Genomic DNA, 9,763 nt, shown 5'->3' with positions numbered 1-9,763 from the left:
CCGGGGGGGCGGCCCCGGCGCCGTCCCCGGTCGGTCCCGACGACAGCGGCCGGGGGGTCGCGGTGGTCCGTTGTGCGGACCCCGCCGGGCTGACCGCCGCGCTGCGCGAGGTCTGGCCCCGGCTGCAGTCGCGGCTGCCCGGCCGTCACCTGCTGCGCGCCGGGGTGGGGCCGGCGGCGGTGCGCACCGCCGCCGAGCTCGCGGCCGGCCTGCGCCAGGCCCACTACGCGCTGGACGCGGCGGCCGCCGGTGCCGCGCGCGACTGTTCGGTGGGGGCGGGCGCGGAACTGGACTCGCTGGCGGCGTTGGTGCGCGGGATCCCGGTCGAGGTGGCCACGGCCTTCCGCCGCCGGCTGCTGGACCCGCTGACCGAGCACGACCGGAGCACCGGCGGGGCCCTGCTGGGCACGCTGGTCACCTTCCTCGACCACGACTGCTCCTGGTCCCGCACGGCGCAGGTGCTGCACGTGCACGTGAACACCGTGCACTACCGGGTCCGCCGGATCGAGGAGCTGACGGGACGCGACCTCGGCCGCCTCGACGACCGCCTCGACCTGCGCGCGGCGCTGCTCTGCGGCCCCTCCTGAAGGGTGGCCGCCGGGGTGCTGGTGCCAGGTGGCGGTGTTATGACTGAGGTCTGGAATCCGGATGAATCATCATCATCCGGACATCGAGACCGGCCGGAACGGGAGTCACCCCATGGACCATCCCCTGCTGAACGCCTTCTGGATCATGCTGTGGTTCTTCCTGTGGGTCCTGTGGCTCTTCCTGCTCTTCCGGGTCGTGATGGACATCTTCCGCAGCCACGAGATGAGCGGCTGGGGCAAGGCGGGCTGGATGATCCTGGTGGTCCTGCTGCCCTACCTGGGCGTCCTGCTCTACCTCATCGTGCGCGGCGCGAAGATGGGTGAGCACGACGCCGAGGACGCCGAGCGGCGGGAGGCGGCGGTGCAGGACTACATCCGCAAGGCGGCCGGGTCCGGGGACGGCGGCGCGGCGGGTGACGGCGGCGACAACGTCGACCGGCTGGCCAAGCTCGCGGCCCTCAAGGCGGACGGTCACCTCACCCAGGAGGAGTTCGACCAGGCCAAGGCCAAGCTGCTCGCCTGAGCGGCGGCGGACGCCGCGGGCGGCCGGGCGCGCACCCACGCACCCGGCCGCCCGCGGCGCGGTGGCTCGACTCGGCCCGGCCGGCTCAGCTCAGCGCGTGCCGATTGCGCGGGCCGGCGGCCACCGCCGCGTCGCGCCCGGCGATCTCGGTCAGCATCCGCAGGTCCGCCCGCACCCGGCGCAGCTGCGCCGGGTCGAGGTCGGCGACCGCCAGGTCGGTCCCCTCGGGTGCGGCCTGGGCCAGCAGCCGGCCGTCCGGCCCCCAGACGGCGCTGCCCCCGCAGGTGTTCCAGCCGCCGGTGTGCCCGACGTGGTTGGCGAGCAGCGTGTAGACGGTGTTGTCCAGGGCGCGTGCCGGGAACCAGACCCGCACCTGCTGCTCCCCGCCGCCCACGCTGAACAGCGCGCCGACCAGGTAGGCGTGGCAGCCGTCCAGCGCGGCGGCGCGGGCGTGCTCGGGGAAGCCGGAGTCGTAGCAGACGCCCAGGCCCAGCCGCCAGCCGTCCACCTCCAGCGTGCAGCCGGCCGTGCCGGGCAGGTAGTGGTGCACCTCGGCGTCGAAGAGGTGCTGCTTGGCGTAGCACGCCGCCACCGTGCCCGTCGCGTCCACCACCAGGGCGGAGACCCGCAGGCCGTCGGCCGCGCGGGTGACCGCGCCGACCACGGCGATGGTGCCGCTCTCCCGGCAGGCGGTGGTGATCGGGGCGAGGCGCGGATCGTCGGCGGTGACGGCGTAGCGGAGCGGGTCGGAGCTGATCAGCTCCGCCTCGTAGCCGGTCAGGAACTTCTCGGCGAAGACCACCAGCCGCGCACCCTCGGCGGCGGCCCGCCGGATGAGCGCGGCGGCCTGCGCGGCGTTCGCCGCGATGTCACCGCGGACCACCGGGGCCTGGGCGGCGGCGATCCGCAGCGGACGGGTGGGCAGGTCGTCGTGGCGCTCGGCCGGAGGTGTGATCACGTCCAGCGAGCCTATCGACGGTGCTTGCCCGCGTTCGGGTCGGGTGCCGGGTAGGGCAGCCGCAGCTTGCGGGCCAGCGGCGCGACGGCCTCGCCGGCGCCGAACGGGCGGGCCAGCACGAAGAGCGAGGCCAGCACGAGGACCGAGCCGAAGCCCAGGCCCACCAGGTTGCCGAAGAACCCGCCGCCCAGCAGGCCGCCGACCGCGTCGGCCAGGAAGTGCCCGAGCAGCGCGCCGGGCAGGCAGGCCAGCAGCAGGCCCAGGTGGAGCCCGAAGACCCGTCGGCCGTCCAGCCCGCTGCGCAGCGGCGCGGAGAGCGCGGCGCGCAGCACCCGGGCCCGGTTCTCCGGGTCCTCGGGCGCGGCGGGCAGCGAGCGCAGGCGCCTGGCCAGCGCGGAGCCGGTGATCACCACGCTGAGCACGCAGGCCACGCTCTGCGCGGCGGCCATGCCGACCACGATCCAGCGCGGGCTCAGCACCAGGTAGGCGAGGTAGGAGAGCAGCACGTTGGTGCCGGAGATGATCACGGTCAGCCAGAACGGCGTGCGCGCGTCGCCCATCGCGTAGAAGCCGCGGGCCAGCGCGTACTGGGCGCAGAAGAACGGGATGCCGACGGCGAAGGCCAGCAGCGCCTCGGAGATCACCGCGAGGCCCACCCCCGGGTGGTCGCCGTAGCCGTAGGCGAGGTGGGTGATCTGGCCGGCGTAGGCGATGAAGAGCACGGTCGCCGGGATGATCATCGTGGCGGAGTTGCGCAGCACCTGCGAGAGGTCGGCGCCGATCTTCGGCAGGTTCCCCTCGGTCGCGGCCCGGGACATCTGCGGCAGGATCGCGGTCACCAGCGAGATGGTGATCACGCCCTGCGGGACCACGAAGAGCTGGTAGGCGTTGGCGTAGGCCGCGTTGCCCACCCCGAACAGCCCCAGGTGCTTGCCCATCTCGTCGACGCTGGTGGTCAGCGAGGTGAGCTCGGTGAAGGCGAGCTGGGTGGCGACCACCAGCAGCAGCGCCCAGGTGGCGGCCCGCATCGGCTGGCCCAGGCCCGCGCCGCGCCAGTCGAACCGCGGGCGCCAGCGGAACTTGGCCGCCCGCAGCGAGGGCACCAGGCCCAGTGCCTGGACCACCACGCCCAGCGTGGTGCCGATGCCGAGCAGCATCGTCTGGCCGCCGGTGACCTTGCCGGGGTCGCTGGACTGGCCGCCGACGGCGATGTAGAGGCTGAAGACCGCGATCGCCACGACGTTGTTCAGCACCGGGGTCCACATCATCGCGCCGAACTTGCCGCGCGCGTTGAGGACCTGGCCCAGCAGCGTGAAGAGCCCGTAGAAGAGGATCTCCGGCAGGCAGTAGCGGGCGAGGGTGACGGTCAGCTCGCGCTGCGGGCCCGACCAGTCCGAGGCGTACACGGTGACCAGCAGCGGCGCGGCGAGCACCGCGAGCAGGGTCAGCGCCACCAGGGCGACGGTGCACAGGGTGAGCAGGCGGTCGGTGTAGGCGACGCCGCCGTCCTCGTGGGTCTTGGCGGCCCGCACCAGCTCCGGGACGAAGACCGAGCTGAGCGCGCCGCCGATGAGCATCACGAAGACCACGTTGGGCAGCGTGTTGGCGACGTTGAACGAGCTCCCCAGCGGGCCGGAGCTCAGCGCGGCGACCAGCACCGCGCTGCGCACGAAACCCAGGCCGCGCGAGGCCAGCGTGCCGACCGCCATGATCAGGCCGTTGCGCCCCGCCGTCGCCGCCTCCGAGGGCTCGGCCTTGGCCGGCGCCGCCCGGCGGGGCTCCTCGCTCTCGCGCTGCGGGGGCAGCTGGCCGGGGGCGGGCGGTGCGTAGGAGGTGTCGGGGGGGCCGAAGCCCTGGGCGGGGATCGCGCGCAGCGTCATGGTCGGCGGGTCGCCGTAGGTCTGCGGCATGCCGTAGTCGGGCGGCAGCGAGTAGGGCTGCGAGACGTTGTAGGGCTGCTCGGCCGGGTCCGGCTGGGCCTGGCCGTAGCCGTGACCGTGCCCGTAGGGCTGTTCCTGGTACAGCGGCTGCGGGTAGGGCTGCTCCTGGGGGAGCTGTTGCGGGTGGCCCTGCTGGGGGTAGGAGCCGTGCGGCTGCCCGTAGCCCTGCGGCGGCTCGTTGTAGGGGTACTGCGGCCGGTACGCCTGCGGCTGCCCGTTCGGATCCACCTGACCCTGCGTCGGTGCCGCCGGGTACGGCTGCGCCGCCCCGTACGACTCGGGCGGACCGTACGAACCGTACGGGTCGCCCGCCGTGTGCGTGGTCATCGGACCCCCGTCGCTCGGTGCCTGGGCAGGTGCTGTGGCGGGGCTTGCCGCCGTGCTGTGGTGCTGTCGTGCTCGGAGGGGCCGAGCCGGGGCATGGGTGTACCCAATCGGAGCAGTTTGCCGTATCCGGGCACTGCGTGGGGAGCCCTGTGCCATGTGGCGGAGATCTCCGGGGCGCACGCGGAGGGGCGCGGTGGCGCTCCGCGCGACCGCGACCTGCCGATTCCCGGAGAGGTTTGCCCGCTTTCGTAACCTTTCGTGCCGACTGGACAGGGAGTGGACCGGCTCGTATGCCCCTGCCCCGTTACGCACCCCCGGGGATCAGGGACCACTCGTGTGAGCTATCTCACGGGACGTCGGGGTCCGCGGCGTCGAACTCCCCCGGGGGCGCCAGCTCGGGAAACGGCACGCCGGAGGCGAGGACGCTCTGCACCCGCGGTCTGGTTCGCCAGTCCACCCGGCGCACGTCGCGCGACAGCGCGCCCGGGCGCCAGAGCTCGACCGCGACGGTGGTCGCGCCCAGCACCGCGACCGCCAGGAGCCAGCCGCCCAGCACGTCGGTGGGCCAGTGCACGCCGAGCCCGACCCGGGTGTAGCCGATCAGCGCCGCGACGCACGCGGCCAGCGAGCAGCAGACGACCCGCGCGGCGTGGTCGGCCCGCGGCCACAGGAGCGCGACCAGGGTGGCTGCGGTGATCGCCGACGCCATCGCGTGGCCGGAGGGGAAGGCGGGGCCGGCCGCGTGCGAGACGGGGTCGGCGAAGCTCGGCCGGGGGCGGCCCACCGCTTCCTTCACCAGCCACTCGACGCCCCAGCCGACCAGGGCCTGGGCCGCCGTCCAGCCCGCCAGGGTGCGGGCGCCGATCGCCCAGAGCCAGCCGGCCGCCAGGCCGAGCAGGGCGCGCATCACCACCGGGCCGCCGAGCGTGGTGATGGTCTGCATGGAGGCGGTCCAGGCGGTGTTGCGGCGGGCGACGCCGTGCAGGGCGTCGACCCAGGAGCTGTCCAGGTGGGCCAGCGGTCCCCAGTGCGTCTCCACCAGCGCCAGCAGCACGGCGAAGAGCGCCGTCGCGCCCACGGCGACCGTCGCGTACCGCGGGAGCCGGGCGTGCAGCGTGTGCCGCGGGTCCACGGTGCGGCGGTCGGGGGCGCTGGTCAGGTGCATGCCTGACACCTTCCCAGCAGCGTGAGTCGATCCGGGGGGTGACGCATCGCGATTTGGCATCTTTTGTGCGGACGCGGCGTGTGGTCGACCTGGTGTGCGACGGGTTGGCGGCGGGGGTGCGACCGGGGGTGCGACCGCGGGGGCGACCGCGCCGCGACCGGGGTGGGCCGCACGGGCCGGGCCGGGGATCGATTCGGCGGGTCCGGGCGTTGGCCCGATATCGACGTTCTGCGACGGCGGCGACAGTGGGCCGGCGCCGGGTCGGCGCTCGGCCGCTGATGGCCCACAGGGGCCCCGGATGCGGTGCGGCGATCGGCGCGGGAGCGGATTGGACGCGTCGACCGCGGGTAGGCGGGCGGTCGCGGAGCGTCCACCGGCGCGATGAAAATCGGCAGGATACTGCATCCCGAGAAGAATCTGAGCAACTTGGGAATGTTGTCCGGATTCTGCACGTTGGATTGTTACGTGCGAGGCCCCCGGGGTCCCGTACTACAAGGAGGCGTGTCGTCGCCGAGTCCAGACCCGGGCACCACCAGCAAGGGAGCAAGCATGGCCACCCGTGCCGTCGTTCGCGACAGGGCCGACCGGAGTCGTACGGCCCGCCCGACCAACCTTGAGGCCGACCGCGACCTGGTCGGCATGTACCTCGACGAAATCGCCAGGACGCCCCTGCTCGACGCCGCCGAGGAGGTCGAGCTGTCGCTGCGCATCGAGGCCGGCGTCTACGCCCAGCACCTGCTGGAGGAGATCGACGGTGACGGCCCCGGCACGCTGCCGAAGGGGACCTCCCGCGAGGAGCTGGAGGTGATAGCCGCCGACGCCGAGCGGGCGAAGGACGTCTTCATCCGCTCCAACCTGCGCCTGGTGGTCGCGGTCGCCCGGCGCTACCCGCGTAGCGGGCTGCCGCTGCTGGACCTGATCCAGGAGGGCAACGCCGGCCTGGTCCGCGCGGTCGAGAAGTTCGACTACGCCAAGGGCTTCAAGTTCTCCACCTACGCCACCTGGTGGATCCGGCAGGCGATCACCCGGTCGATCGCCGACCAGTCGCGCACCATCCGGCTGCCCGTCCACCTGGTCGAGGAGCTCGGGCGGATCCGGCGGGTGCAGCGGGAGAAGTCCAAGGAGCTGGGGCGCGAGGCCGATCCGGCCGAGGTCGCGGCCGAGCTGGACAGCACCGAGGCCCGGGTGAAGGACGTGCTCGACTGGGCCCGTGACCCGGTCAGCCTGAACATGGCGGTCGACGACGAGGGTGAGACGCAGTTCGGCGACCTGGTCGAGGACACCGGCGCGGTCTCCCCGGAGGACGCCGTGATGGTCATGCTCCGGCGGGAGGAGCTGGACGACCTGATCGGTCGGCTAGACGACCGCACCGCATCGATCATCCGCTCCCGCTACGGCATGGAGGACGGTCGCGAGCGCACGCTGACCGAGGTGGGCAAGCAGCACGGGCTGACCCGCGAGCGGATCCGCCAGATCGAGAAGCACGCGCTGGCGGAGCTGAAGAAGATCGCCGACCACGCGGGCTTCGAGGCCGCCTGACCGGTCCTGCGTCAGGGGCCGCGGGCCGGTGTCGGCCCTCCGTCCTCCCCGGTCAGTCGGGTGCGGGCGGTCCGGTCCGGTCGGGGTCGAGGCGGGCGGCCCGGGCGGTGAGGTGGCGGCGCTCGGGCGCGCTGGTGGTGCGCCGGGCGGCCTGGCGGTAGGCGTCGGCCGCCGCGGCGTCCTGACCGAGCAGTTCCAGCAGGTGGGCGCGGGTCGCCAGCAGGCGGTGGTGGTCCGCCAGCCGCCGGTCGGAGCCCAGGGTCGCGAGCAGGTCCAGCCCGGCCGCCGGTCCCTGCACCATCGCGGTGGCGACCGCGCGGTTGAGCGTGACCATCGGGTTGGGCGCGACCTGCTCCAGCAGTCCGTAGAGCGCCAGGATCTGCAGCCAGTCGGTGGTCTCGACCCGGGCGGCCTCGTCGTGGACGGCGGCGATGGCCGCCTGCAGCTGGTACGGGCCGACCCGGCCGAGCGGCAGGGTGCGGCTGATCAGCGCGGTGCCCTCGTCGAGCAGGCGACGGTCCCACCGGTCGCGGTCCTGCTCGGCCAGCGGGACCAGCTCGCCGTGCGGCCCGGTCCGGGCGGGGCGGCGCGCGTCGGTGAGCAGCATCAGGGCGAGCAGGCCGGCCGTCTCGGCGTGCTCGGGCAGTGAGCGGTGCAGCAGGCGGGTGAGCCGGATCGCCTCGGTGGAGAGCTCGGGCGCGGTGAGCGAACCGCCGACGGTGCTGCTGTACCCCTCGTTGAAGATCAGGTACAGCACGTGCTGGACGGCCCCCAGCCGCTCGGCGCGGTCGGCCGCCGCCGGCATCCGGAAGGTCGCGCCCGCGCTGCGCACGGCCTGCTTGGCCCGGGTGATCCGCTGCGCCATGGTCGCCTCCGGGACCAGGAAGGCCGCGGCGATCTGCGCGGTGCCCAGACCACCGACCGCGCGCAGGGTCAGCGCGATCCGGCTCGGCTCGGTGAGCGCCGGATGGCAGCAGAGGAAGAGCAGGGTGAGCGAGTCGTCCCGGTCGGCGGCCGGCGAGGAGTCGGCGGGCCGGCCGAGCAGTTCCGCCTGCGGGGTCGCCAGGGCGATCCGGTCCTCCCGGCGGCGGCGGGCGTGCTCGCTGCGCACGGTGTCCACCAGCCGCCGGGTGGCGACCGTGATCAGCCAGCCGCGGGGGGTGGCCGGCACCCCCGTGGCCGGCCACTGCACCGCGGCGGCCAGCAGGGCCTCCTGGACGGCGTCCTCGCAGGTGTCGAAGTCGCCGTAGCGCCGGACCAGGGCGGCCAGGACCTGCGGCGCCAGCTCGCGCAGCAGGTCCTCGGTGCGCCGGCCGGTCCCCGCGGACGGGTCGTCCGCGGGGTGCCCGTCGCGGGGGTGTCCGGTCACCGGTGGGTCGGGCCTCTCACAGGTCCGTCGAGGCGTCGTGCAGGATCGGCCAGAGTTCGACCGGCTCGACGGCGGCGGCCGGCATCCGCGCCGCGATCTGCAGCGCGCGCTCCTCGCTCTCGCAGTCCAGCAGGTAGAAGCTGGCCATGTACTCCTTGGTCTCGAGATAGGGGCCGTCGGTGACGGCGGGCGCCCCGCCCTCGCGCCGCACCAGCTTGGCGGCGGCCGCGTCGGCCAGCCCGTAGGCGCCCAGCAGCTCGCCGGTCGCCCGGTACTCCTTGTTGAACGCGTCCTGCTGCGCGATCATCGCGGGCCACTCCTCGGCCGGGAACGCGTCCCACTTCTCCTGGTTGCCGTAGATCATCAACAGGTACTTCATCGTGGTCGCCCTTCGTGTGCTGTGCGGTGGCGGCGCGCCCGGTGACTCTGCCCGGCGGCCCGGCCGGACGGTGGGCCCGGTGGAGTGCCCGGTGGAGTTCCCGGTGGCGTGCCCTCACCCGTCAGTCGGAGCGGGGGAGCGGTTCTCGACATCCGCCGACGTCCGTGGGGAAGGAATCTCCGAGACAACGTAACGGGCGGGCGGCCGCGGCGCGGTGTCACGGCGCACCACGGGGCCGTGAACTCTTCGTTTCCGGGCCGGGCCGCTTGCGGCGGCGTTATTGACGAGGTGTCGGCACCAGGGCTGAGATGAGGCTCCTGCCCGCTCCGCCCGGCCCGTCACCAGCGGTCGCGTGGACGGCAGTGAGTGTCAGGGGCATGCCGGAAGGGCCGGACGCCCGGTGGCGCCGGTGCACGGGAGGGCGGCGGACGGATGAGCACGGGCGGGGCGGGGCTCTTCGACGGGGGCGCGCAGGGGCAGGGCAGACCCGGTCGCGACGACCTGGTCGGCCGGCGGAGCGAGCTGGCGGCCGCCCGGGAGGCGCTGGCCGGTACCGGTGCGGTGCTGCTCAGCGGACCCGCCGGGATCGGCCGCACCGCGATGGCGCGGTCACTGGCCCACGAGGCGGCGCGGACCGGGGCGACCGTGCTGCGCTGCACGCCGGCCGAGGAGGAGCGCGCGCTGCCCTACGTCGGCCTGGGGGACCTGCTGGCCGATCTGCCGGCCGGGCGGTTGGAGGCGCTGCTCGACCCGCTCGCCGACCTGCCGCGCCGTGCCCTGGAGGCGGCCCTGCTGCGCGGCCGCCGTCCCGGCTCGGCCCAGGACCGGCTCGCGCTGCCCACCGGGCTGGTGCGGATCCTGCGGGTGCTGGCGGCCGACGCGGGGTTGCTGATCGTCCTCGACGGGCTGCAGTGGCTGGACGGCCCGAGCGCGGAGGCGCTGCGCTTCGCGCTGCGCCGGGTGGTGGGCGTGCCGG

The 9,763-nt window shown here is 74.4% G+C and carries 9 protein-coding genes; 4 read left to right on the top strand and 5 right to left on the bottom strand.

Going from position 1 to position 9,763, the window contains the following annotated elements:
- A partial coding sequence (locus ABD323_RS37295; protein WP_344446540.1) for a PucR family transcriptional regulator occupies nucleotides 1-587 on the top strand: 587 nt, incomplete at its 5' end.
- A gap of 112 nt (nucleotides 588-699) precedes the next feature.
- Nucleotides 700-1,110, top strand: a complete 411-nt coding sequence (locus ABD323_RS37290; protein ID WP_344446539.1) for an SHOCT domain-containing protein — start codon at nucleotides 700-702, stop codon at nucleotides 1,108-1,110.
- Nucleotides 1,111-1,195: 85 nt separating this feature from the next.
- On the opposite strand, the gene ABD323_RS37285 is transcribed toward ABD323_RS37290, so the two are convergent.
- The 3 genes from ABD323_RS37285 to ABD323_RS37275 all read right to left on the bottom strand — a co-directional run bounded on the left by ABD323_RS37285 (nucleotide 1,196) and on the right by ABD323_RS37275 (nucleotide 5,500).
- Nucleotides 1,196-2,068 carry a carbon-nitrogen hydrolase family protein gene (locus tag ABD323_RS37285; protein WP_344446538.1) on the bottom strand — a complete coding sequence of 291 codons (873 nt, stop codon included), beginning with the start codon at nucleotides 2,066-2,068 and terminating at the stop codon, nucleotides 1,196-1,198.
- A gap of 11 nt (nucleotides 2,069-2,079) precedes the next feature.
- On the bottom strand, nucleotides 2,080-4,335 hold the full coding sequence (gene murJ / locus ABD323_RS37280) for a murein biosynthesis integral membrane protein MurJ (protein ID WP_344446537.1): 2,256 nt from the start codon (nucleotides 4,333-4,335) through the stop codon (nucleotides 2,080-2,082).
- Between the two features lie 346 nt (nucleotides 4,336-4,681).
- Nucleotides 4,682-5,500 carry a phosphatase PAP2 family protein gene (locus ABD323_RS37275; protein ID WP_344446536.1) on the bottom strand — a complete coding sequence of 273 codons (819 nt, stop codon included), beginning with the start codon at nucleotides 5,498-5,500 and terminating at the stop codon, nucleotides 4,682-4,684.
- Nucleotides 5,501-6,049: 549 nt separating this feature from the next.
- Between ABD323_RS37275 and ABD323_RS37270 the strand changes: the two genes are divergently transcribed.
- Nucleotides 6,050-7,039: a sigma-70 family RNA polymerase sigma factor gene (locus tag ABD323_RS37270; RefSeq protein WP_344446535.1), complete on the top strand. Its 990-nt coding sequence runs from the start codon at nucleotides 6,050-6,052 to the stop codon at nucleotides 7,037-7,039.
- Nucleotides 7,040-7,091: 52 nt separating this feature from the next.
- On the opposite strand, the gene ABD323_RS37265 is transcribed toward ABD323_RS37270, so the two are convergent.
- Together ABD323_RS37265 and ABD323_RS37260 are read right to left on the bottom strand one after the other, a co-directional pair.
- Nucleotides 7,092-8,336 carry an RNA polymerase sigma factor gene (locus tag ABD323_RS37265; protein WP_344446541.1) on the bottom strand — a complete coding sequence of 415 codons (1,245 nt, stop codon included), beginning with the start codon at nucleotides 8,334-8,336 and terminating at the stop codon, nucleotides 7,092-7,094.
- Between the two features lie 88 nt (nucleotides 8,337-8,424).
- A complete protein-coding gene (locus tag ABD323_RS37260) occupies nucleotides 8,425-8,787 on the bottom strand; it encodes a YciI family protein (RefSeq protein ID WP_344446534.1) in 363 nt (120 codons plus the stop codon).
- A gap of 432 nt (nucleotides 8,788-9,219) precedes the next feature.
- On the opposite strand from ABD323_RS37260, the gene ABD323_RS37255 reads away from it, so the two are divergent.
- Nucleotides 9,220-9,763 (top strand): ATP-binding protein (locus ABD323_RS37255; protein ID WP_344446533.1); only part of this gene is annotated, 544 nt, incomplete at its 3' end.

Origin of the sequence: Kitasatospora nipponensis (genome assembly GCF_039528135.1) — a bacterium.
Classification (GTDB): domain Bacteria; phylum Actinomycetota; class Actinomycetes; order Streptomycetales; family Streptomycetaceae; genus Kitasatospora; species Kitasatospora nipponensis.
Note: the sequence above shows the minus strand (reverse complement) of the source record. Positions and strands in the feature narration are given on the sequence as shown.

Coding starts and splice junctions, on each gene's coding strand:
- ABD323_RS37270 (WP_344446535.1), top strand. CDS start 6,050: ATGGCCACCCGTGCCGTCGTTCGCGACAGGGCCGACCGGAGTCGTACG.
- ABD323_RS37290 (WP_344446539.1), top strand. CDS start 700: ATGGACCATCCCCTGCTGAACGCCTTCTGGATCATGCTGTGGTTCTTC.
- ABD323_RS37275 (WP_344446536.1), bottom strand. CDS start 5,500: ATGCACCTGACCAGCGCCCCCGACCGCCGCACCGTGGACCCGCGGCAC.
- ABD323_RS37260 (WP_344446534.1), bottom strand. CDS start 8,787: ATGAAGTACCTGTTGATGATCTACGGCAACCAGGAGAAGTGGGACGCG.
- murJ (WP_344446537.1), bottom strand. CDS start 4,335: ATGACCACGCACACGGCGGGCGACCCGTACGGTTCGTACGGTCCGCCC.